The sequence below is a fragment of the Pseudomonas sp. BF-R-26 genome, assembly GCF_019947395.1.
GTDB lineage: Bacteria > Pseudomonadota > Gammaproteobacteria > Pseudomonadales > Pseudomonadaceae > Aquipseudomonas > Aquipseudomonas farris.
In genome coordinates this window covers 270,780-294,799 of record NZ_JAGYGK010000007.1, presented here as the reverse complement: position 1 = coordinate 294,799, position 24,020 = coordinate 270,780, and the positions used below count along the sequence as shown (strand labels likewise).

At 59.4% G+C, this 24,020-nt stretch carries 11 protein-coding genes; 6 read left to right on the top strand and 5 right to left on the bottom strand.

Annotated features, from left to right (window positions below):
- Window positions 1-232: 232 nt before the first annotated feature.
- From KGB18_RS12715 to KGB18_RS12695, 5 genes are all read left to right on the top strand, one after another.
- Complete coding sequence (locus KGB18_RS12715; protein WP_223570022.1) at window positions 233-2,017, top strand: type I secretion system permease/ATPase; 1,785 nt, start codon at window positions 233-235, stop codon at window positions 2,015-2,017.
- Window positions 1,998-3,311: an HlyD family type I secretion periplasmic adaptor subunit gene (locus KGB18_RS12710; RefSeq protein WP_123722441.1), complete on the top strand. Its 1,314-nt coding sequence runs from the start codon at window positions 1,998-2,000 to the stop codon at window positions 3,309-3,311. Before KGB18_RS12715 ends, KGB18_RS12710 begins: the two co-directional genes overlap by 20 nt.
- A 2-nt stretch (window positions 3,312-3,313) precedes the next feature.
- Window positions 3,314-4,693 carry a TolC family outer membrane protein gene (locus KGB18_RS12705; protein ID WP_123722442.1) on the top strand — a complete coding sequence of 460 codons (1,380 nt, stop codon included), beginning with the start codon at window positions 3,314-3,316 and terminating at the stop codon, window positions 4,691-4,693.
- Window positions 4,694-5,165: 472 nt separating this feature from the next.
- Complete coding sequence (locus KGB18_RS29905) at window positions 5,166-5,288, top strand: hypothetical protein (RefSeq protein ID WP_317850974.1); 123 nt, start codon at window positions 5,166-5,168, stop codon at window positions 5,286-5,288.
- Between the two features lie 118 nt (window positions 5,289-5,406).
- Window positions 5,407-6,150, top strand: a complete 744-nt coding sequence (locus KGB18_RS12695) for a response regulator transcription factor (protein WP_123722444.1) — start codon at window positions 5,407-5,409, stop codon at window positions 6,148-6,150.
- A gap of 159 nt (window positions 6,151-6,309) precedes the next feature.
- On the opposite strand, the gene KGB18_RS12690 is transcribed toward KGB18_RS12695, so the two are convergent.
- The 3 genes from KGB18_RS12690 to KGB18_RS12680 form a co-directional block, all read right to left on the bottom strand.
- The gene (locus KGB18_RS12690) at window positions 6,310-12,264 is read right to left on the bottom strand and encodes a DUF5801 repeats-in-toxin domain-containing protein (protein WP_223570021.1); all 5,955 of its coding nucleotides are present in this window, start codon (window positions 12,262-12,264) and stop codon (window positions 6,310-6,312) included.
- 248 nt (window positions 12,265-12,512) lie between these two features.
- A complete protein-coding gene (locus KGB18_RS12685) occupies window positions 12,513-15,221 on the bottom strand; it encodes a DUF5801 repeats-in-toxin domain-containing protein (RefSeq protein WP_223570020.1) in 2,709 nt (902 codons plus the stop codon).
- Window positions 15,222-15,527: 306 nt separating this feature from the next.
- Window positions 15,528-19,859 carry a beta strand repeat-containing protein gene (locus tag KGB18_RS12680; protein WP_223570019.1) on the bottom strand — a complete coding sequence of 1,444 codons (4,332 nt, stop codon included), beginning with the start codon at window positions 19,857-19,859 and terminating at the stop codon, window positions 15,528-15,530.
- 626 nt (window positions 19,860-20,485) lie between these two features.
- Here KGB18_RS12680 and KGB18_RS12675 point away from each other — a divergent pair.
- Window positions 20,486-20,848, top strand: a complete 363-nt coding sequence (locus KGB18_RS12675; protein ID WP_223570018.1) for a DUF6124 family protein — start codon at window positions 20,486-20,488, stop codon at window positions 20,846-20,848.
- Window positions 20,849-20,928: 80 nt separating this feature from the next.
- Here KGB18_RS12675 and KGB18_RS12670 read toward each other — a convergent pair whose 3' ends face one another.
- Together KGB18_RS12670 and dapF are read right to left on the bottom strand one after the other, a co-directional pair.
- Window positions 20,929-22,893: a metallophosphoesterase gene (locus tag KGB18_RS12670; RefSeq protein WP_223570069.1), complete on the bottom strand. Its 1,965-nt coding sequence runs from the start codon at window positions 22,891-22,893 to the stop codon at window positions 20,929-20,931.
- Window positions 22,894-22,990: 97 nt separating this feature from the next.
- Window positions 22,991-23,809, bottom strand: a complete 819-nt coding sequence (gene dapF / locus KGB18_RS12665) for a diaminopimelate epimerase (protein ID WP_223570017.1) — start codon at window positions 23,807-23,809, stop codon at window positions 22,991-22,993.
- Window positions 23,810-24,020: the final 211 nt, after the last annotated feature.

Here is a 24,020-nt window from a genome sequence, read left to right as displayed (position 1 = left end):
GAGCGCTACGCACTGTGATGGATTTTGTCGCAGTGCGTGACCTGCCCCCCTTCTTCTGAACCTCCACCCCCCCGCACGTGATTCTCATCCTGACTACCCTGTCGTAACGCTACATCGCCGTGCTGAACATGTTGATCTGGTCGACGAAGTACGGGCTGTCGGCCAATTGCTCCACACAGTCGTTCGGCATGATCTAAGCTCCAAAGGATGGTTTTTGCGAGCAGGGGTTTCAATGCGAAGCACACCTGAAAACAGCCTGAAAAATGCGTTGAAAGCCTGTAGAGATAGTTTTATTTCTGTTGGTTTTTTCAGCTTTTTCATCAACGCGCTCATGCTCGTGCCTACCTTCTACATGCTTCAGGTGTATGGGCGAGTGATGGCCAGCGGAAGCCTGACAACCCTGGCAATGCTGACGCTTATCATGACCGGGCTGATTATCACGCTCGGTTCCCTGGAGTGGATTCGTTCGCGCATCATGGTTCGGGTCAGTACCCGACTGGATGTGTTGCTGAGTCGCCAAGTCTATAAGGCCAGTTTCAAACGGGCTCTGGACAGTGGCGGCATGGATGCCTCGGCCCAGTCGCTCAACGACTTGACGGGCTTGAGGCAATTTCTCTCCGGTAACGGTTTGTTCGCCTTCTTCGATGCGCCCTGGTTGCCTATCTATATCGCCGTGATGTTCATGTTTCATCCCTGGTTTGGCTGGGTAGCGACGGGCAGTGCGCTGCTGTTGTTATTGCTCGCGTTTATCAATGAGAGGTTGACGGGGCCGGCGCTGGCCCAAGCGAACAAGGAACATATTGGCGCGACGCTCTACACCACGAAAAATCTGCGCAACGCTGAAGTCATCGAATCCATGGGCATGCTTGAAACCCTTATGGACCGATGGGGACTTCGTCAAAGAAACGTTCTGTTGCTGCAGGCCGAGGCGAGCGACAGAGGCGCCATAATCAGCACGCTTTCCAGGACCTTCCGGATCCTGGTGCAATCACTGATCCTTGGCCTGGGGGCGTACCTGGCCGTGGACCATCAAGTGGGGGCTGGCCTGGTGTTTGCCGGGGCCGTGCTGCTAGGGCGCGCATTGGCCCCCATCGATCTGATCATCGGCAGTTGGCGGGGCTTTATTGCGGCCCGCTCGCAATACCGCCGTCTCAACGACATCCTCGACAAACAACAGGCTCAGCCCGAGCGTATGTCATTGCCGGCGCCTCAGGGGCACGTGCAGGTGGAGAGTCTGGTTGTTGCGGCACCTGGCTCGAAAACGCCGATCATCAACAACATAAGTTTCAGCGTACCTGCCGGCTGCGTTGTCGGAATCATCGGTCCAAGTGCCGCGGGCAAGTCCACCCTGGCCAGGGCACTGATGGGGGTATGGGTGCCGCTGCATGGTGTGGTCCGGCTCGATGGCGCGGACATCAGCGCGTGGGACAAACATGAACTTGGGCCGCATATAGGTTACTTGCCCCAGGACATTGAACTGTTCGAAGGCAGTATCAGCGAGAACATTGCCCGCTTCACCGAGGTCGACTCGGCGAAAGTCATTCAGGCTGCCAGGACCGCTGGCGTTCACGAAATGATTTTGCAGTTACCCGATGGCTACGACACCGTCATTGGCAGTGAGGGCCTCATGCTGTCGGGAGGGCAGCGCCAGCGCATCGGGCTGGCCCGTGCCCTGTATGGCAACCCGCGGCTGATTATTCTCGACGAGCCCAATTCCAATCTTGACGAAGTCGGTGATCGCGCCCTGGTGGCTGCCATCCAGCAGCTCAAGCAGACCGGCGCGACCCTGTTTGTCATTACCCACCGAACCAACATCGTGTCGCAACTTGACCGACTCATGGTGATGAACGCAGGGGTTATCAGTCTCTACGGACCACGCGAGCAGGTGCTCGCCGAACTCAACGCGCAGAGACAGCAGGCACAAAAGCACGCCATGTCGGCAGGCGCCAGCATGGCTTCGGTCAAAACCAGCAAGGGCGATGCCGATGAACCCTACGATGCCCAGTCGTCAAATTGAAAGCTTCGCCGGCCTGCCGATATCTGATCGTAAAGCACGCCGCCTGGGCATTGGTATTGTAGGAGTGACCTTCGGCCTGTTCGGTACCTGGGCGGCGCTCGCGCCCCTCGACGGTGCCGCTTTCGCGCCGGGAGTGGTCACCGTGCAGACTTACCGCAAAACGGTCCAGCACCCTGAAGGGGGCATCGTCAAAGCGGTACTGGTCCATGACGGTGACATCGTCAAGGGTGGTGATCCGCTGATCATCCTTGATGATGCCCAGTTGCGCTTCGAATACGAGATTACCCGAGGCCAGTTGGTCGCGACCAGAGCCATGGAGGCAAGGCTCAGAGCCGAGCGCGACACACTGTCGGCGATCAGCTTTGGGGAGATAGCCGATTCCGAGAGTCTGCGAGGAGTGGAAGCGCGCCAGGGCGAGACCCAGGTATTCAACGCCCGGCAGGGCTCGCGACTGGGCCAGATATCGGTGTTGCGCGAGCGCATTGGCCAGTTGAATCAACAGATCAAGGGACTGGAATCGATGATTGCTGCCAAGGTTCAACTGGAGAAATCCTACAGCGGTGAAATCGTTGAATTGACCGACCTGCTCAAGCAAGGGTTCGTTGACAAACAACGTCTGCTCGAGCAGGAACGCAAGCTGGGGATGCTCAGGTCGGAGGTGGCTGATCACCGTTCCGCTATTAACAAGACTCGTCTGCAGATCAACGAAACACAGCTGCAGATTCTGCAAATCGACAAGGATTTCAGTACCGAGGTGGTCAAGGAGCTGGCCGAGGTTCAGACCCGGATGTACGACCTGCAAGAGAAAACCTCGTCCCTGGAAGACCGGCTCAGTCGTATCGTCATCCGCGCACCCGACGCGGGCATGGTGATTGGCATGACAGTGCACACCATTGGTGGTGTGGTGAGCCCGGCGACGCCGCTGCTGGATATCGTGCCCTCGGTTTCCGAGCTGGTCATAGAGGCCCAAGTGGCGCCGGTGGATATTGATCGTGTCGCCATCGGCAAACGTGCCGATATCCGTTTCGGCGCGTTCAATAGCTCGACCACACCGGTGATCGAAGGCGAGGTCAGCAGCGTATCGGCTGACCGGCTGGTCAACGAAAAGGCCGGGACGGCCTATTACCTGGCGCGGGTGCGGGTAACCGAGGAGGGCGCGCGCACCTTGGGTGAGCGCAAGTTGTTGCCGGGGATGCCGGCGGACGTATTAATCATCACCGGGCAACGCACGTTGTTGCAGTACTTGATGCAGCCGGCTCGCGATGCCATGGCTCAATCGATGATCGAGGAATAACCATGAGCGCGTCGGCAGTTCTGCTGGGCGGTGCGTTCATCCTTGCCGCGGGTGCCGCCCTGGCGCAAACCACTGCGGCAACGCCGAACGGGGTCAGCGCCTCGACGTTTTCCACCGACCTCATGCAGTTGTATCGTGAGTCACGGCTGGAAGATCCGCGGGTGTTGGCCTCCTATGCGCAAGCGCAGGCGGGTAAGGAACATCAGCGCGAGGCTATGGGTGCGCTGTTCCCGCAAGTATCGCTCAACGCCGGGAACAATCGGATTCATCAGGAGAGCGACTTGGTGCAGCGCAGTTACGACAGCGAAAACTACAGCCTGGTGCTGCGTCAGTACCTCTACAACAAGGCCGCGTGGGAGAACTACCAAAAATTCAAAAGCCTGGCCAAGCAGTCCGAATCGCAAGCGCTGGATGCCCAGGCTGAGGCCACAGTGGACTTGGCGCAGCGTTACTTCAGCGCGTTGGCGGCCGAAGATGAACTGGAGTTGGTGAAAGCGGAGCGTCGAACCACGCAAAAGAGTCTGGACCGAGTCAATGCGTTGTACGAGAAGCAGCTGGCAATGATTACTGATCAGCTCGACCTCAAGGCCCGGGTAGATTTGCTGGCGGCGCAGGAACTGGATGCCCAGAACCAGGCCAGTATCAGTCGCGAGGCACTGGCGGAGATCGTCGGCCGGCCGGTCAAGGAAAAGCTCAACCGGATTCGCGATGACGTGCAACTGCGGGTTTCAGCGCAGAGCCTGGAAACCTGGGTCCGCGACGGTATAGCGCTAAACCCGGCGCTCAAGGCCAACGAGAGCAGTGTGGAAGCCGCGGGCGCAGCGTTGCGCAGCGGCAAGGGCGGGCACTATCCGACCCTGAGCCTTACGCTGAGCGCGCAGCAGACCAACGAGGGCTACAACAATACCCTGCAGCCGCGCACCGACAGTTATGTCGCCGGTATCGGCGTGCAGGTGCCGCTGTACAGCGGCGGCTCGACCTCGGCGCGGGTCCGTGGGCTCTACCAGGATCAGATTACCGCCGAGCAGGAACTGGAAGCGATCCGGCGCCGGGTAGTCAAGGAGATCACCAGCGCTTACCTGACCGCCAATTCGAGCGGAGAAAAAATCAGTGCGAGCCGAAATGCCCTGGCCTCGGCACAGTTGTCCAGAGTGGCAGCAGAGAAAGCGCTGGATTACGGAATGGTCAATGCCGTCGATGTACTGACCAGCGTACGCAACGAATTCCGGGCTCGTCGTGACCTGCTCAAGGCGCAATACGAGTTTGTCACAAATGTCCTTACTCTCAATCGCTGGGCGGGAAAGCCGCCTGCGGAGGGTGTCGAAAGCGTTAATGCCTGGTTGAGCCCCGGCAGCTCTAGTCAAAGTCTCACATCCCACTGATCCTGCCGCAATATCGCTGCGTATTCCCCGTCCCCACTGGGCGCCAATTTGAGCCACAACCTCCAGCAGTTCAGGCGGTGGTTGCTGTGGTGTAATCGCAAAAAACTCGAGCACCGCAGTCATGCTATTACCCCAGCGCGCCGGAAGGAAAAACCAGTGGCGAGACTCAGACTGGGAGCATTCCCATGGCTCGAGCGAGGCAATTTTCGCCGATAAATTGACGTCAGTGTTACGGCCATCCTTGTGCGCGCACCATTCGTCGGTTAATTGACGATTTTGATCGGAGTCGGACTTGGGTCGCAAGTCGCCCGCGGTGAGCCTAAGACCTTGATTTTCTAGAGAAGGGGGGGCCTTGGTAACGTCAGTCGGGCTACTCGCAGGTGGCTTGAGTCGACGACTGGCGGATGGGCGTGCTGGCAGTGTGCTGGTGTGGCCTAGACTCAGTTGAACAGCTCGAGGGAGCACATCAATCATGCGCAAGCTATTGATGATTATTCCTATTTATGTTGCCTCGATGGTTTTACCCGGTTTTTGGAAACGCCTGCAGTCTCTGTCGGCGAAGCCAGTGGAAGTGTTGCCCGAGTGGGCACGGTGAAGGCCTGCCAGCGTTCGCATCTGTCCTTCGATCACGGTGGTCAGGTGAGCGAGCTGCTGACCCAGGAAGGCCAAGGGAGGGAGGTCAGAGTTAATTCTTCAAGGGAGTCAGGAAAGTAATGACGACCCACAGAAAAACAATACGCGTGATGCTGATCGATTGTCGTCCCCTCGTTCTCATGGGCCTTCAAGATTTGATCAATGCCAGGAAGCCTCAGATGGAAGTGAGCGGCCAGGCCACCACCTATACCAATGCGCTGGATCTTGCCGATCAGTTGCGTCCCAATGTGATTTTTTTCAGTTTCTTTCCAGATGCGCTGAACCCGCTGGAGGTCGTTGCGGGGCTCACCCGCAACGCCGAAATGAAAGTGCTGGTGCTCAAGGGTCTGTACGAAGCCGTCCCCGTTGCCCAGGCAATAGAGGCGGGCGCACGGGGTATCGTGCTGGCGGAAGATCCGACGGAATCGATCATCCAGGCCATCATCACGGTCCACCACCGCGACACCGGAAAGGATAGAGCCTGGGCCGGTGGGCTTTCCGGCTATTCCGCGACTGAGCATATACACTTGAAATGCAATCTGGAGCAGGCGAAACAGGCGCGGCTGACGCTGCGCGAGAGGGAACTTATTCGCGCCATTGTGGGGGATCCGTCCGCCAAATACATGAGCATCGCCGGGCGCCTGGGCATCAGTGAACACACCGTGCACAACCACCTCAGCAACATTTATCAAAAGCTTAATCTGATCAACCGTATCGATTTGCTGATGTATGCGCTGAAGCACGGGCTCACCAACAACGAAAAGCCACCCGAGTCCTCGTGGGTGGAACTGGATTTGGTTTCACGTCAAAAAAAGACGCTCTGACATCCTCTGGCGCGCCTGGGCCGACACTGTATCGCCGTCCTTGTCGGTGGCTTGCCACTGGGTACCCAGGTTGATGCGAGCGTGCGGATCTCCTATTGGAACTGCAAAAAAAATGCGAGGGTGGCTTGCGCCACCCTCGCATCTTTTTACGCGCGTTTCTCAGGCGCTGCCGTAAACAATGTCGCTAGACAGAAGATCGACCCCGACCAAGGTGATGGTCGTGACTTGTCCGCCCGTTTCGGCAACCGTCACGATGCTGTCTGCACCGCTGATGTCGATCGATTGGACAACCGCGCTCTGGTCGCCGTTGAGCACCAGGGCGTCTCGCAGGTTTGCGCTCGCATCGAAGCCAGTGACCTGGTACAGGTTCTCATCGACTGACAAATCGATGTTGAAGGCATCACGCTCACCGCCTGTGCCCACCAGCGAGAAGTCGAAGAGGGCATCCTCCGAGTCGTTGGCGAACAGGTTGGCGTCGAAGGTACTCGTCGCCGAGTCCCCATCCTTGTCCGTCAGTGTCGCGTTGAACGTCAGCTGGACATCGCTGGCCAGGCTCTCACTCTCCTGAATGAACTGGATCGTCGGGATCTTGATCTCGCCTCGGGCCATCGTGAGCTGAACAGCGTCGATCAGATTCGTGCCATCGCTCTCAATGAGGAAGGATACCTGTCCGCCTGCCTCCGGAGTCAGGGTGTTCACTTCGATGAGGTTCGAGAACGTGCCGTCCTCGTAGTAGGCCCTGTAGTACAGGTCCTCGGTCGCCGTGTTGTAACCTCCCACGGAGTTGTCGATAAAGACCCTCATGCCTGTCAGCAGGCTCTCCGGGTTGACGACGAAACTTTCGTCGTCAACGCCGATTGCCGCCAGGTTGTCTCCCTGGAACAGGTTATTGGCGACGCCGATGCCGGCCGTGCTGACGTTCATGGCCGACGGGTCGATGTACGAGGGCAGGGGGTCGGTTTGTAGCGTGGCTTCGGTGGGGTCGGGTTCTCCGAGCCCGATACCGGTCAGGATGTCCGAAGTGGACGCAAGCGCCTTCGCGGAAAAGAACACAACCTCCTCAGATGGCGAAGGAATAGTCGGCGGATCCTGCTCCGGAATTAACAAGGTGCGCACGGGATCCGGGCCGCCGGCACCGAGCGCGCCGTCGGCAGTGCTAAGCACGATCTCCGAACGGAAGCCTTGCACCAGATCCAGTGCATAGCGGCCATCGGCATAGGCGGTCAGCGTGTAGTCGACGCTGGTATCCGCGGTTGCGGCGTTGTTGTCGAAATCACCCGTCAACGTCCCTGCGAATTGGTACGCGCCGTTGCCGTCCGGTGAGGGCGACTGCTCGGTGAGCGTGGCGGTCCCGGTGGTGGTCGTGTTGTCTGGCCTGACGAGGGTGAACTGGCTATTCACAGAGATATCCAGACCAGCCGCACCCAACCCGTCGGCGCCCGCCGAATTGTCCCAGAACCCGAATTGCGGCAGGACGCTACCGGTGCCGATCAGGTTACCGAATGCAAGCGATGGACCGTCGTCCTTGAATATCAGGTTCTGTCCGATGTTGAGGGTCGCCTGGACGCTATCGCCGTCCTTGTCGGTTGCGGTCCCTATCAGCGTCACCAGGTTGTCCGCCGACAGCGTCGTCGAATCATCTGGATCGGTGGCATCGGGATGCACCACTGCGCGGAGCTGGTCGAGCGTGACGTCGCCATTGGCGGCGACGCTGGCCGTGAACACCAGCAGGCCGGTCGTGGCGGTGCGGCCTTCCACCACGCCACCGTTGAGTGACAGGTTGACCGCTTCGCCGGTGGCCGTGTCGGTGAGCCCGGAGGCTCCCGCCACCACGCCCAGCGCGTAGGTCAGCGTACCCGCGCCATCAGCGCCAAACGCCGAGTTGAAGTTGGCGGCAAAGTTCTGCGTGGCGTCGGTCGCCAGGACTGTTTCGTCCACCGTCAGCGTTGGCTCGGTGCCGGTGGTGCTGATGCTTGGCCCGTCGTCCTTGAACACCAGATTCTGGCCAATGTTGAGGGTCGCCTGGACGCTGTCGCCGTCCTTGTCGGTCACGGTTGCCGTCAGCGTGACCAGATTGTCCGCCGACAGCGTCGTCGAATCATCAGGATTGGTGGCGTCGGGATGCACCACTGCGCGGAGCTGGTCGAGCGTGACGTCGCCATTGGCGGCGACGCTGGCCGTGAACACCAGCAGGCCGGTCGTGGCGGTGCGGCCTTCGATCACTGTGCCGTTGAGCGACAGGTTGACCGCTTCGCCGGTGGCCGTGTCGGTAAGCCCGGAGGCCCCCGCTACCACGCCCAGCGCATAGGTCAGCGTACCCGCGCCATCAGCGCCAAACGCCGAGCTAAAGTTGGCGGCAAAGTTCTGCGTGGCGTCGGTCGCCAGTATCGTTTCGTCTACCGTCAGCGTTGGCTCCTCGCCACTGGCGGTGATGCTCGGGCCGTCATCCTTGAACACCAGATTTTGTCCGATGTTGAGGGTCGCCTGAACGCTATCGCCGTCGCCATCGGTGGTGGTTGCCGTCAGCGTCACCAGATTGTCCGCCGACAGCGTCGTCGAATCATCGGGATCGGTGGCATCGGGATGTACCACTGCGCGGAGCTGGTCGAGCGTGACGTCACCATTGGCGGCGACGCTGGCCGTAAACACCAGCAGGCCGGTCGTAGCGGTGCGGCCTTCGACCACTGTGCCGTTGAGCGACAGGTTGACCGCCTCGCCCGTGGCCGTGTCGGTGAGCCCGGAGGCCCCCGGCACCACGCCCAGCGCATAGGTCAGCGTACCTGGGCCATCAGCGCCAAACGCCGAGCTAAAGTTGGCGGCAAAGTTCTGGGTGGCGTCGGTAGCCAGTACCGTTTCGTCTACCGTCAGCGTTGGCTCCTCGCCACTGGCGCTGATGCTCGGGCCGTCATCCTTGAACACCAGATTCTGGCCAATGTTGAGGGTCGCCTGAACGCTGTCACCGTCGCCATCGGTGGTGGTTGCCGTCAGCGTCACCAGATTGTCCGCCGACAGCGTCGTCGAATCATCGGGATCGGTGGCATCGGGATGCACCACTGCGCGGAGCTGGTCGAGCGTGACGTCACCATTAGCGGCGACGCTGGCCGTGAACACCAGCAGGCCGGTCGTGGCGGTGCGGCCTTCGACCACTGTGCCATTGAGCGACAGGTTGACCGCCTCGCCGGTGGCCGTGTCGGTCAGCCCGGAGGCCCCCGCTACCACGCCCAGCGCATAGGTCAGCGTACCCGCGCCATCAGCGCCAAACGCCGAGTTGAAGTTGGCGGCAAAGTTCTGCGTGGCGTCGGTCGCCAGTATCGTTTCGTCTACCGTCAGCGTTGGCTCCTCGCCACTGGCGGTGATGCTCGGGCCGTCATCCTTGAACACCAGGTTTTGCCCGATGTTGAGGGTCGCCTGAACGCTATCGCCGTCGCCATCGGTGGTGGTTGCCGTCAGCGTCACCAGATTGTCCGCCGACAGCGTCGTCGAATCATCGGGATCGGTGGCATCGGGATGTACCACTGCGCGGAGCTGGTCGAGCGTGACGTCGCCATTAGCGGCGACGCTGGCTGTGAACACCAGCAGGTTGGAGGTGGCCGTGCGGCCTTCCACCACGCCACCATTGAGCGAAAGATTGACTGCCTCGCCGGTGGCCGTGTCGGTCAGCCCGGAGGCCCCCGGCACCACGCCCAGCGCATAGGTCAGCGTATCTGGGCCATCAGCGCCAAACGCCGAGCTAAAGTTGGCGGCAAAGTTCTGCGTGGCGTCGGTCGCCAGGACTGTTTCGTCTACCGTCAGCGTCGGCTCCTCGCCGGTGGTGGTGATGCTCGGGCCGTCGTCCTTGAACACCAGATTCTGGCCAATGTTGAGGGTCGCCTGGACGCTGTCGCCGTCCTTGTCGGTCACGGTTGCCGTCAGCGTCACCAGATTGTCCGCCGACAGCGTCGTCGAATCATCGGGATCGGTGGCGTCGGGATGCACTACTGCGCGGAGCTGGTCGAGCGTGACGTCACCATTAGCGGCGACGCTGGCCGTGAACACCAGCAGGCCGGTCGTGGCGGTGCGGCCTTCGACCACTGTGCCGTTGAGCGACAGGTTGACCGCTTCGCCGGTGGCCGTGTCGGTGAGCCCGGAGGCCCCCGCTACCACGCCCAGCGCATAGGTCAGCGTACCCGCGCCATCAGCGCCAAACGCTGAGTTGAAGTTGGCGGCAAAGTTCTGCGTGGCGTCGGTGGTCAGTACCGTTTCGTCTACCGTCAGCGTTGGCTCTTCGCCACTGGCGGTGATGCTTGGCCCGTCGTCCTTGAACACCAGGTTTTGTCCGATGTTGAGCGTTGCCTGAACGCTGTCGCCGTCGCCATCGGTTGTGGTCGCGGTCAGTGTCACCAGGGTGTCCGAGGTCAGGCTCGTCGAATCATCGGGATCGGTGGCATCGGGATGCACTACTGCGCGGAGCTGGTCGAGCGTAACGTCGCCATTGGCGGCCACGCTAACCGTGAACACCAGCAGGCCGGTCGTGGCCGTGCGGCCTTCGACCACTGTGCCGTTGAGCGACAGGTTGACTGCCTCGCCCGTGGCCGTGTCGGTAAGCCCGGAGGCACCCGCTACCACGCCCAGCGCATAGGTCAGCGTACCTGGGCCATCAGCGCCAAACGCCGAGCTGAAGTTGGCGGCAAAGTTCTGGGTGGCGTCGGTCGCCAGGAATGTTTCGTCTACCGTCAGCGCCGGCTCGGTACCGGTGCCGCTGATGCTCGGGCCGTCGTCCTCGAAGATCATCTTGGAGCCGATTTCGGCGATCGAAGTAGAGGCTTGGCGCAGCGTGAAGCCGCCGATATCAAAATCGGCGTGGTCATTGCCCCTGGCGTCGCGGGCCGCCCCGTTCTCAATGAGCACGCGGTTGTGGTCCGACGTTGTGGTGTATTCAATCTGGTAACCGGCCAAGACGCCGGTGATGGTTGCAACCCCGGCAGCAGAAAAGCTGATGGTAATCGCCGGATCATTCACTGTTCCGTCTGAATTCTCGATCACCAGCCCGGTGCTATTGTTGATGACGCGAACATTGGTGATGGCAACCGGCGTATCGTTCGCATAGCCGTTGATGAAGTTCACGCCAGGTTCAGCAGCGGTACTGAATGCGCTGATTTTTACCACGGCACTCTTGCCGCTTTGCAATTGCACGACGTCGAAATTGGCCGAGGTCGTATTGTAGACGCTGGTAAAGTCGATGTTGGACTCAACGTCTGCTTCGGTCTGACTAAGGTTGGGAACGGTCACATCCTGCCTGGCGCCTGTGACGAACGAAAAGCGGATGCCTTCCTGTTCCACAATCATCTGATTGTTGGTGCCGATGGTGGTCGAGCCACCCCCCTGGCTAGTATTGATCGTGTCGCCAGTATTTATATTGGCGCCACTTGACTGGTCTGCGGGGTCCTTACCGGTGGCGATGATGGTTGGATCCGTGATCCGCACGACGCCACCGACAGTTTCAGTTGCCGGGTTCGCTTTCGTGAACATCAGGAACAGGTTCTGACCGGAGGGCGCACCGGCTAAACTGAAATCCAGGTCCTGAGTGGCTCCGATGAACACCTTATCCAGCAGATTGAGCGAATCATCGGGGTTCGTAGCATCTGGGTGCTTGAGTGGTTGGTACTCCACGGTCCAGATCTTGGCGCCCGTGACAGGCGATCCGGTTTCTTCAATGTAGGCAGCGAACACGATCGCGCCATCTGCGCCCCCAGCTCGGCCCAGAAGGATGTTGTTGTTCGTGTCCGTATAGAGAAGGATGCTGGTGCCATCAAGAGTGTCCAGTCCGCTGTCCACGCCATTGAGGGGGGCGCCAGCGCTGTCGACGAAGCGGATATCGGTAATGCTTCCGCCGCCGTTGATGGTGAACGCATTGCTGCCCGTGTTGCCCGCGGCACCGGTGTAGCCACTCAAGGCCGCACCCGTTGCGGTACCTGCTCCAAGTGCGGTCAAACGGGTAGAAAAGGAAGAGGGCAGGGATGCCACCAGAATGTCGTTGTCGTCAGCGTCTCCTGCAGGGGTTGGCGTGGCGGTGGCGTTCTGTAACCCGGCCGTTTCGTCCAGCACAACGTCCTCGCCGGTGATTGCAATAGCCATGATTTTTCTCCCGAGCAATTACGGTCATTGAGGCCTGACCATTGACCTCTACAACTATGACTAGGCGCCGGGAATTGCGCATCGGCCGATACTCCCAAGCGGGATGGGAGTTTCGGCCTAGTCGTACTCCCAGGTGGTCTGTCGCAGGGTGCCCAGGTTAATGCGAGCGTGCGGATCGCCTATTGGAAGTGCAAAAAAATGCGAGGGTGGCTTGCGTCACCCTCGCATTTTTTCACGCGCGCGACGCCTCAGACGCTGCCAATAACGATGTCGCTAGTCAGAAGATCGACCCCGACCAAGGTGATGGTCGTGACCTGTCCGCCCGTTTCGGTAACCGTCACGATGCTGTCTGCGCCGCTGGTGTCGAGCTGGACAGCGGCGTTCTGGTCGCCGTTGAGTACCAAGGTGTCTCGCAGGTTTGCGTCCGCATCGAAGCCGGTGACCTGGTACAGGTTCTCATCGAATGACAAGTCGACGTTGAAGGCATCGAGCTCACCGCCCGTGCCCACCAGCGTGTAGTCGAAGGCGCCGGCCAAGTCGTTGGCGAACAGGTTGGCGTCAAACGTACTTGATGCCGAGTCCCCATCTCCGTCCGTCACCGTCGCGTTGAACGACAGCTGGATATCGCTGGCCAGACTCGCGGTTTCCTGAATGAACTGGATCACCGGGATCTTGATGTCGCCTCGGCCCATCGTGAGCTGAACAGCGTCGATCAGCGCCGTGCCTTCCTGCTCAATGAGGAAGGACACCTGTCCACGGGGCTCTGGAGTCAGGGTATTCACCTCGATGAGGTCCGAAAACGAGCCATCCTCGTAGTAGATCCTGTAGTACAGGTCCTCGGTCGCTGTGTTGTAACCCGCTACAGAGTTGTCGATGAAGACCTTCATGGCCGTCACCAGGGTTTCCGGATTGATGACGAAACTTTCATCGGTAGCGCCGATTGCCACCAGATTGTCTCCCTGGAGGACGTTATTGGCGACGCCGATACCGGACGTGCTGACGTTCATGGCCCTCGGGTCGATGTACGCGGGCAGGGGGTTGGTCTGTAGTTCGGCTTCGGTGGGGTCGGGTGCTCCAAGCCCGATACCGGTCAGGATGTCCGTAGTCGACGCAAGCGCCTTCGCGGAAAAGAACACAACCTCCTCAGATGCCGAAGGAATAGTCGGGTCATTCGTATCTGGAATTAACAATGTGCGCACCGGGTCCGGACCGCCGGCAGCGAGCGAGCCATCGGCACTGCTGAGCACGACCGTCGAACTGAAACCTTGCACCAGATCCAGTACATAGCTGCCATCGTCAAAGGCGCTCAGCGTGTAGTCGATGGTGGTATCCGCCGTGTCGGCGTTGTTGTCGAAATCGCCGGTCAACGTCCCGGCGAATTGGTACGCGCCATTGCCGTCCGGTGAGGGCGATTGCTCGGTGAGGGTGGCGGTCCCGGTCGTGGTGGTGTTGTCTGGCCTGACGAGGGTGAACGGGTTATTCACCGAAATATCCAGACCGTTCGTATCCAGCCCGTCGGCGCCGGCCGAATGACTCCAGTAGCCGGTTTGCGGCAGGACGCTACCGGTCCCGATCAGGTTGCCGAAGGCGAGTGCCGGGCCGTCATCTTCGAAGATGATCTTGGAGCCGATTTCGGCGGTCGTAACAGCAGTTTGGAGCAGTGTGAAACCACCGATGTCAAAATCGGCGTGGGTATTGCCCCTGGCGTCGAGGGCCGCCCCGTTCTCGACGAGCACGCGGTTGTGATCCGAGGCTGTGGTGTATTCAATCTGGTAGCCGGCCAAAACGCCGGTGATGGTAGCAACCCCACCGGAAAAGGTGATGCCAATGGCCGGATCATTCACCGATCCGTCTGAATTCTCGATCACCACCCCGGCGCTGTTGAAGACGCGAACGTTGGTGATGGCAACCGGCGTATCGTTCGCATAGCCGTTGATGAAGTTCACGCCAGGTTCAGCAGCGGTGCTGAATGCGCTGATTTTTACCACTGCACTCTTGCCGCTTTGCAACTGCACGACGTCGAAGCTGGCCTTTTTCGCATTGACGACGTCGGTAAAGTCGATGTTGGACTCAACATCTGCTTCGGTCGGACTAAGGTTGGGAATGGTCACATCCTGCCTGGCACCCGTGACGAACGAAAAGCGGATGCCATCCTGTTCCGTAATCATCTGACTGTTGGTGCCGAAGGTGGTCGGGTTAGCCGCCTGGCTGGTAATGATCGTGTCGCCAGTGTTTATATTGGCGCCGCTTGACTCGTCTGCGGGGTCCTTACCGGTGGCTATGATGGTGGGGTCCGTGATCCGCAAGACACCAGCGTCATCGACAACTGTCGGGTTCTCCTTCGTGAACATCAGGAAGAGGTTCGCACCGGAGGGCACACCGGCCAGACTGAATTCCAGGTCCTGACTGGTTCCGATGAACACCTTATCCAGCAGATTGAGCGCATCATCGGGGTTCGTATCATCTGGATGCTGGAGCGGTTGGTACTCCACGGTCCAGATCTTGCCGCCGGAGACCGGTGATCCGGTTTCTTCGATATAGGCCGCGAACACGATCGCGCCGGTTGCGCTCCCGGCTCGGCCCAGGAGAATGTTGTTGTTCGTATCTGTATAGAGAAGGATGCTGGTGCCATCGAGGGTAAACAGTCCGCTGTCCGCGCCATCAAGCGGTGCGCCAGCGCTGTCGACGAAGCTGATATCGGTAATGCTTTCTCCGTTGGTGACGGTGAACGCATCGCTGCCTGTGTCGCCCAGGGCACCGGTGTAGCCACTCAAGGCCGCATCCGTTGCGGTACCTGCCGCAAGTGCGGTCAAACGGGTAGAGAATTCCGAGGGCAGGGACGTCACCAGAATGTCGTTGTCGTCAGCGTCGCCTGCAGGGGTTGGAGTGGCGGCGGCATTCTGTAACCCGGCCGTTTCGTCCAGCGTAACGTCCACGCCGGTGATTCCAATAGCCATGATTTTTCTCCCGAGCAATTGCGGTCATCGAGGCCTGACCGTTGACCATTGCCCGAACTATGGGCATGCGCCGGGGATTGCGCATCGGCCGATACTCCCAAGCGGAATGGGAGTTTCAGACTACTTGGATGGGGGAACAGCACGAGGGCGTGAAGGAATGGTGCCGCCTATTCCGTTTGTGAATGAGGACATGCCGCAAGGCTCGTCTGGCCTTGGCTCAGGGACCGCACTGGCCCAATAAAAAACGGCCTGGCCCCTTGTGGGAGCCAAGCCGTCCTGTCTCGCGCGTTTACTCTTCTTAGCGGATCAAAGCACCAAATCTGTCGGTGCCAAGTTAGTAACTCCCACCAGTTCGACCACGACAGGATTTTCGATATCAATCGTCTGGACAGCGGTGAAATCGCTATCGCTATCGACGACCTTGAAATCCAGCGTTAGATCAAGGGTAGCTGGTGTAGTCGTGGTGGTGGAGAAACCAGCATCGATGATCTTCAGCGGATTCGTACTCGTATCCTCCGCAATCGTGTTTCCAGGCCCGACGAGACCACTGACCGGCTGTGCGGAAGTGCTGCTTGCGCCATCGGCACCGACATCGCGATTCAGATTTATCGCGCTGCCTGTAAGGCCAGCATCATTCGAAAGAATCTGAATACCCTTGATGAGCCAGTTATCACCGGTCTGAATGTTGAAATCATTACTTTCAACAATCAATAGAGCATCATTATTGTCCAGGAACGGGTCGTTCGGATCGGCTGGGTCGTTGAGGATAAGGGCCGCGTACTTGGTTCCAACAAGATCGGTGTTGACCGTATCGTTCTCGTACACATCGCCTTGGTCGACGTAGATGGCACGTGTTGTAGTGATGGAGGAATCATTTGCATCAGCAAGACTGACGATAAGCAAAAGATCATCGCTTTCAGTCTCGTATCCATCGAACTTGATAAAGAAATCGGTCGCGTAGCTAAAATTGTCGGCGCCCAGATCTCCTTTCGGATCAGTCTGGAAGAAATTGATGTTGGCCGCTTCACCTGCCTGGATCGTATTTCCGGAGACGCCCAGCGCAGTGCTGGACAAGGTTACAGGGGCCTGCGTGCCGCTCACAAGCTCACCCGCCACCACACCAGTATTGCCGCCGGCACTAAGTGGTGCTTCGAAGCCCGTGATCTGGATGTAGAAACCTTCCCCAAGCTTCCCGGTGGCCACAGGTGATGGGCCACTGGAAGGGCTCATACCATCCACGTCATACGTTTCGTATCCAGTGCCTTCGCCCAGCGTGACGTCTTGCGTCGTTTGCAGCGCATCCATCTCGAAGGTATAGGTGTCATTGACTTTGTCAAACACCAGCGTGCCTTCCACCTGTTCAGGCGTGGTGGCAGCATTCCGATCGTGATCGTATTCGAACGACACGTTAAACGTGGCCGTGTTGAGATTCTCTGAATCCCAGGTGACTGTTGGATTAACGATCGCAACATCGTTCGCCGAACCAGAGAGGGCGAGTTCGGCAAAATCACTGTCCGCTGCCGAAGAGTAGGTCGGCCCGCGCTTGTCCGCACCTATCGAGTAGGCGAAGTCACCCGAAAAGGTCCATGACGTCGCACCCAAATCGGGATCGACATCCTGCACAGGGGCTGTCCCTATAACGGGCGTATCGTCATCGACGTTGATCCCCAGCGTGCCATCGGACGTATCGCCATCACCATCGGTCACCCGGTAGTTGATGGTGAACGCCTGGTTGTTCTCGGTCAGGCCTGCCGCATGGAGGATCGGGTTGTTTTGCGTCACAGAGTAGGCGCCCGTTGCCGCAACCATCGTCAGCGTCAGCACCGTGGTCGTGCCCTGCTTGACCAACAGATTGGCGCCGTCGGCCACATAGGTGAAGCCTGTGGGCGCTCCGCTGGTCAGATAGGCCACCGTGCCGGCACCGTCCTGACCGAAGTCGTGGCCCAGAGTGCCGCTTGTGTTAGCCGCGTCTGCATCGTCGTCCGTGCCGCCAGAATTGCCACCCGTGAGCGCATCGTCGTCGAGCAGCACCGTGCTGTTGGCTGACACCGCCGGCCCGTCGTCGTCGAAGTTGATGTCGTCGCCGATGCCGACGCTGTCGGTGCTGGTGTCGCCGTCGCCGTCGGTCACCGTCACCACCGCGTTGATCAGGCCCGCCAGATCAACGCGGTCGTCGTAGGCTGCCGCCGAGCTGCCGGCGGTGGGGTGCTTGAGCGAGACATATTGCGCCACCGCCACATTGCCATCCTGCTGCAGCGCAATCGCGAACGCCGCCGGATCGTCAACCGTGACCGTGCCATTGGCCACGTCATACCGGCCGACAATCAGATCGCCTTCCTTGAACAGTTTGATGTCCTTGCCATCGGTGGTGTCGAGCAGCGAGTCGGTGCCGTCGCCGCCGACAATCGCCAGCGACAGCACTTTCGTTGCACCCTCCTGGTCCTGGCCAAAGCTGCTGAGCGCCGTGGAGACCAACGACGTGGTACTGATCGCGTACTCCGTTGGATTCAAGTCCGTGCCCTTGTTCACCACTTCCGTGTCGAACAGTGCCAGAACCGCCGCCGCGTCGCTGTCGTTATCCTGGTTGCCGGCCGTCTCGTCGATCGTCACCGCGCCGCCACCATCGGCCACATCCGCGCTCGGCCCGTCGTCGTCAAAGTTGATGTCGTCGCCGATGGCGACGCTGTCGGTGCTGGTGTCGCCGTCGCCGTCGGTCACTGTCACCACCGCGTTGATCAGGCCCGCCAGATCGATCCGGTCGTCATAGGCCGCCGCCGAGCTGCCGGCGGTGGGGTGCTTGAGCGAGACATACTGCGCGACCGCCACGTTGCCGTCTTGCTGCAGCGCAATCGCGAACGCCGCCGGATCGTCGGCCGTGACCGTGCCATTGGCCACGTCATAGCGACCGACAATCAGATCGCCTTCCTTGAACAGCATGATGTTCTTGCCATCAGTGGTATCGAGCAGCGAGTCGGTGCCGTCACCGCCGACAATCGCCAGCGACAGCACTTTCGTCGCACCCGCCGCGTCCTGGCCAAAGCTGCTAAGCGTCGTGGTGGCCAAAGGCGTGGTGCTGATTGCGAACTCTGCTGGATTCAAGTCCGTGCCCTTGTTCGTCACTTCCGTGTCGAACAGCGCCAGAACCGCCGCCAAGTCGCTGTCGTTATCCTGGTTGCCGGCCGTCTCGTCGATCGTCACCGCGCCGCCGCCATCGGCCACGTCTGCGCTTGGCCCGTCGTCGTCGAAGATCATCTTGGAGCCGATTTCGGTTGTCGAAACAGAGGCTTGGACCAGCGTGAAACCACCGATATCAAAATCGGCGTGGTTATTGCCCCTGGCGTCGAGGGCCGCTCCGTTCTCGACGAGCACACGGTTGTGATCCGCCGTCGTGGTGTATTCAATCTGGTAGCCGGCCAAAACGCCGGTGATGGTTGCAACCCCACCAGACAAGGTGATGCCGATGGCCGGATCATTCACCGATCCGTTTGAATTCTCGATCACCACCCCGGCGCTGTTGAAGACGCGAACATTGGTGATGGCAACTGACGTATCACCCACATAGCCGTTGATGAAGTTCTCGCCGGGTTCAGCAATGGTACTGAATGCGCTGATTTTTACGACGGCACTCTTGCCGCTTTGCAACTGCACGACGTCGAAGCTGGCCATCTTCGCGTTGAAGACGCTGGTAAAGTCGATGTTGGACTCAACATCTGCTTCGGTCTGACTCAGGTTGGGAATGGTCACATCCTGCCTGGCACCGGTGACGAACGAAAAGCGGATGCCATCCTGTTCCGTAATCATCTGGTTGTTGGTGCCGAAGGTGGTCGGGTTAGCCGCCTGGCTGGTAATGATCGTGTCGCCAGTGTTTATATTGGCGCCGCTTGACTGGTCTGCGGGGTCCTTGCCGGTGGCGATGATGGTGGGATCCGTGATCCGCATAACACCACCGACGTCGACAACTGTCGGGTTTGCCTTCGTGAACATCAGGAAGAGGTTCGCACCGGAGGGCACGCCGGCCAGACTGAATTCCAGGTCCTGACTGGCTCCGATGTATACCTTATTCAGCAGATTGAGCGAATCATCGGCGTTCGTAGTCACTGGATGCTTGAGCGGTTGGTACTCCACGGTCCAGATCTTGCCGCCGGAGACCGGTGATCCGGTTTCTTCGATATAGGCAGCGAACACGATCGCGCCGGTCGAGCCACCGGCCCGGCCCAGAACGATGTTGTCGTTGTTCGCATCCGTATAGAGAAGGATGCTGGTGCCATTGAGGGTATCCAGGCCGCTGTCCAGGCCATTGAGCGGTGCGCCATTGCTGTCGACGAAGCTGATATTGGTAATGGTGGCGCCGGGGTCAGCGGTGACGGTGAACGCATTGCTGCCTGTGTTGCCCACGGCACCGGTATAACCACTCAACGCTGCACCCGTTGCGGTACCTGCCCCCAGTGCGGTCAAACGGGTAGCGAAGGTCGAGGGCAGGGAGGTCACCAGAATGTCGTTGTCGTCAGCGTCTCCCGCAGGGGTTGGAGTGGCGGTGGCATTCTGCAATCCGGCCGTTTCGTCCAGCGAAACGTTCGCGCCGCTCGCCACGACGCTCATAGCGCTGGCCGTAATCGATGAATTTTGCTCAATAGTCATGACTTTTTCCTGGGCAGTTGCGGTCATCTAGGCCTGACCGTTGACCTTTGGTCGCAACTATGAATAAACGCCGGGGTTTGCGCATCGACCGATACTCCCAAGCGGGGTGGGAGTTTCAGACTACTTGGGAGGGGGAGATGGAACGGCGCGAAGGAGGGAGTGTCATATTCCGTTTTTAAATTGTTCAGGCCTGAGATAAATCCCAACGAACAAGCGGTCAACGAACAGGCACGTATAGCTCTGTAACCGTCCCTGGCGGAGTGGTCTTCTCGCGTTTAATGATGCGTGTTTAAAGACACTCCGTGTTACTTCCCGAAGGGCTACAAGACCTTGCGTCGTTACCTACGGTTAAGACAGAATCCGCCGGCTTGTGCGCCGATGGCCCGGGCTCTATCGTTTCCCTGTCGCTGAATAACAGCGATCGGGTTTGGTAGACCCTCAGCATCGACGCATAGCGTCACCTTCGGCGGTCCTTTCTTAAGGCTGCGTTTTATGGTGGCCATGCGCAGGGCTCCTTCAGGAGCGCCGGTTCCGATGCCCGGTCTACCAACCTTCGTATGGCCGCCACCCTCCGTTTGGTAGCGAGATGGTGTTGGCTCCTTTTAAGAAGCATCGGAGTTTCTGCTATGTTCAAAGTTACACCCAACCCACCGGACACCGATCCGGCATCCCCGTACGCATCCCTCGATTCAAAAAAACTCAACGAAGCCGCCGAGCGCGCCCTCAATTTTTACCTCAACCCGGCAGCGATCATGAACAACACCCCACGCAAACCCAGCACCCTGTATATGGTTGCGCCGGATGTCGACCATGAAGCCTTGCTGGTGCAAACATGCGAGAACCTGGCGTCGGCCAGTGTCATGGCCAGCGACATTGCTGCATTGGTGGAGGGCACCCACCGCAATACCCTGCTGGCGCTTCAGCAGGTCATCATGCTGGGGGAACTGGCGGTGAATCGAATGCTGGATAACTTCGTTCCGCCCAAGTAATCACTCAGCAAATCGGACCTGTAGGAGCCAGCGGTGCGGCGATCCGACTTACCGCACCGCTGGCTCCTACGAAAAGCGGTTTACTTACGCAGAATCTCGATGGGCGGCTCGATCAACTGCGGTTCGAGCGCACCCGAGGCTGGCACGAAGCGCGGGCCAGTGCTTTCAGGCGTTGCCCGCAATCTCCAGGTGCGCTGCACCTTCGCCAGTTTGGCGACTCCTGATGCCACGGACCAGCGCCGGCAGACCTTCTCCAATTTGATCGGGTAAAGGGTGAGTTGGTCGCCTTTGAAGTGCATGCGCAGGAAGCATTTGTGGTCGGCGATGCACTGCGAGGAAAAAACCGCCTCGCTATGTAGCCCCCAAAAAGTGTTGCCCATCACCATCCATGCGCCGAACAACAGGCCTCCCAAACTGCCGCCGAGCACCAGCGTCTCTGCCAGGAACAACAAAACCTGGTGCAGGTTTTCTACCTCGAGCTGCAAGTAGTGGATGTTGACACGGCCCATCAGCCACAGCAGTCCGATTGCCAGTCCCAGATGAAGTACCCCGTGAGCCGCTCCAATGGCATAGGCGAGCTTTCGGGTGCGCTTGACCCCGGCGGCTGAGAACACTGCGCAACCCAGCACAATGATCACGGCGAACATCACCGACGAAGGACTGTGTGACAGGACCAGGAGCAGGTGTCGCCAAACTTCGCTGATGTTGGAAATAGACGCTTGGAGGTCAGACAACACGTCCATCAGGCTGCGGTTGCCTCGTGCCGGGTGGGGCACCGTGCTGGCGCTTTGTACCATCCAGTCGAACAGCAGGTACAAAATGGCCAGCATGCCGCAGAACGAGCGATTGCGGGTAGGTAGCCGCCATGCCCGATTACGCAGTTGCTTGGAGGTCTGTTTGTCCGGGTAGACCGCCGCCAGTTCGTAGTGCTGCCGGGTGCCGCCAACGTTGATCGGCTTGGGCGGATCGGGAAGCTGATGTGTGGCATTCAAGAAGGCGCCACCGCCTCCGCAGGTGATGCGCTGCGGCGCCTGGGTGCCAGCTTTTGGCTGGTAGCGCGCGTAGTGGTGCGAGTCTCCGGCCAAGACTACCGCGAGGTGGTCACCCAGGAGTTCCTCGATCTCGCGCAGGCTGCGAAAGCGCGGCGTCTGGGTTTCGATCGAGGGCAAGGCCTTGCTCTCCTCGCGTGCTAGCCGTTCGGCTTCGTCCACCCAACTCGGCTCGGGCGTGCAGAGGATCACGCGATCGCCTGGCTGCAATTTGGCGTGCATCTGCTCGAAGTATTGCTTCTGCTGTCGGTCGATCATGGATTCAAACTGCAGATCCAGGCCCCAGATCCACCAGCCATTGGGCAACTGCAGCACGTAGTAACCGGTGCGCTGGCGGGTTTCCCAAGCGCCGATGGGCTTCTGCTCGCAAAACAGTTGGGAGAAACCGCGCAGACCGTCATACCAATCGTGGTTGCCGGGCGTCGCCAATATCCACGGTGCACCCGGCTGCCGCACGGGCTGGTCCTGGTCATTAGGGCGCTCCTTGGGTACCGGCGCGGGAAATGCGGCGCGGAAGGGGTCCAGGAAACGGGTGCGATAGCCGTTGCGGGCCGGTGTGGGATAGACCTGATCGCCGCCGAGCAGCAGCACGTCGCCGCGCGGCAACGAGAGCTGGTGTTCCGGCAACTCGACAGCATGGCTGACGCACAGCGCCATCGAGTAGGTGGAGTCCCAGCCATCGCCGGTATCGGCCAGATAGTCGATCCACACGTCACCGTCGGCAACCACCTGGATAGGCGGGTTAGAGTCCCGAGGGTTGAGCATGGCCAGCACCTCACGTGGGTCCGCGAAGGCACCCATCGTGGTGGCGACAGCCGTTTGTAAGCCCGTGCGCATTAGCTGCAGCGGGCCTAGCCAGTTGACCATTGCCTCCTGGGTATAAAGCTCGATGCGGCTATTGAGCGTGGGAGAAGGGGTGGGACGGGTCATGGCGAGGGGCGCAGAGTGCGGCGTAGGCGCCTCTCCAGCGCGAAACTCAATCGATTGCTCCTTCATCATCCAGCCTCCATTGCTGTAACGAGTTCAGGTACCTCAAAAGGGTGATCTTTTGTCGGTCGATTCAGAATAGGTCAGTTAGGCGCTGGCCGCCGGTTCATAGCCTGAAGGAGAGGCTGTCGTGAACAGTTCCCGAAAACGTTGTCTCTACCGGCCCGATGAGAAAGACAGGCCCCACGCCATCCCATTGAACCGTTACGGTGCCGCCATCACATTCAACCTCAACGCGAGGGTCTAACAAACCACGACGAATTCCGTTAACAGCGGCGCCACACGAGCAGGAACCGGAACCGAGCGCAATACCACCCCCGCGCTCCCAAATGCGCAATCGAATGTGCTTTCGGTCAATGATCTGGACGAAATGCACATTCGTCTTGAGGGGGAATAGAGGGTTGGTTTCAATGATCGGTCCGATGGTCGCTATATCAACGGCGTTCAGATCATCGACAAAATAGGTGCAGTGCGGATTGCCCATGCTGGTAGCTGCTGGGTCACCCGCCAGTGGTAAAACAGCAGTATCCAGTTTCAGCGCCAGGGGAATGTCCGACCAGCCGAAAAGCGGTTCCCCCATGTTGACGGAAATCGCGCCGGTCGAGGTTCGCTCACACGTGAGTAGACCACGGTTGGTTCGCAGCGCTATCGACGTCGTATTTGACTCGCGCATCAGCATATCCGCGGCACCCCGCGTCGCGCTGCCACACACATCCAGCGTGGAGCCATCTGCATTCCAGAACATCAAGCGCGCAACGGCATCATCGCAATCGAGCACTACGGCGAGTTGATTGAATCCGATTCCTCGGTTCCGATCACCCAATCGCCGAGCCAAGGTGCTTGTCATTGGATTGGCCGAGTTTCGCAAGTCCACAACAACGAAGTCATCGCCATTGGCGTGCATTTTATGAAAACTTAGCGGCATAAATTGATCCCACTGAATTCCAGGTAATTTCAGCCGCGACGCACTCTATGTAGCAGCTGCCGAGCCTGCGAGGCTGCGTAGCAGTCGTGAGTCCGGCAGGCACGGTCTGCCGGATACCAACAATTGCTGATTTTACGACTGCTTCGCAGCCGAACGCAGCCTCGCAGGCTCGGTAGCTGCTACGGATAACATTACGTCTTGACTGACAGAC

Excerpts from the sequence above, each read along its gene's own strand:
- KGB18_RS12715 (WP_223570022.1), top strand. The coding sequence starts at position 233 with ATGCGAAGCACACCTGAAAACAGCCTGAAAAATGCGTTGAAAGCCTGT.
- KGB18_RS12710 (WP_123722441.1), top strand. The coding sequence starts at position 1,998 with ATGCCCAGTCGTCAAATTGAAAGCTTCGCCGGCCTGCCGATATCTGAT.
- KGB18_RS12705 (WP_123722442.1), top strand. The coding sequence starts at position 3,314 with ATGAGCGCGTCGGCAGTTCTGCTGGGCGGTGCGTTCATCCTTGCCGCG.
- KGB18_RS29905 (WP_317850974.1), top strand. The coding sequence starts at position 5,166 with ATGCGCAAGCTATTGATGATTATTCCTATTTATGTTGCCTCGATGGTT.
- KGB18_RS12695 (WP_123722444.1), top strand. The coding sequence starts at position 5,407 with ATGACGACCCACAGAAAAACAATACGCGTGATGCTGATCGATTGTCGT.
- KGB18_RS12690 (WP_223570021.1), bottom strand. The coding sequence starts at position 12,264 with ATGGCTATTGCAATCACCGGCGAGGACGTTGTGCTGGACGAAACGGCC.
- KGB18_RS12685 (WP_223570020.1), bottom strand. The coding sequence starts at position 15,221 with ATGGCTATTGGAATCACCGGCGTGGACGTTACGCTGGACGAAACGGCC.
- KGB18_RS12680 (WP_223570019.1), bottom strand. The coding sequence starts at position 19,859 with ATGACTATTGAGCAAAATTCATCGATTACGGCCAGCGCTATGAGCGTC.
- KGB18_RS12675 (WP_223570018.1), top strand. The coding sequence starts at position 20,486 with ATGTTCAAAGTTACACCCAACCCACCGGACACCGATCCGGCATCCCCG.
- KGB18_RS12670 (WP_223570069.1), bottom strand. The coding sequence starts at position 22,893 with ATGAAGGAGCAATCGATTGAGTTTCGCGCTGGAGAGGCGCCTACGCCG.
- dapF (WP_223570017.1), bottom strand. The coding sequence starts at position 23,809 with ATGCCGCTAAGTTTTCATAAAATGCACGCCAATGGCGATGACTTCGTT.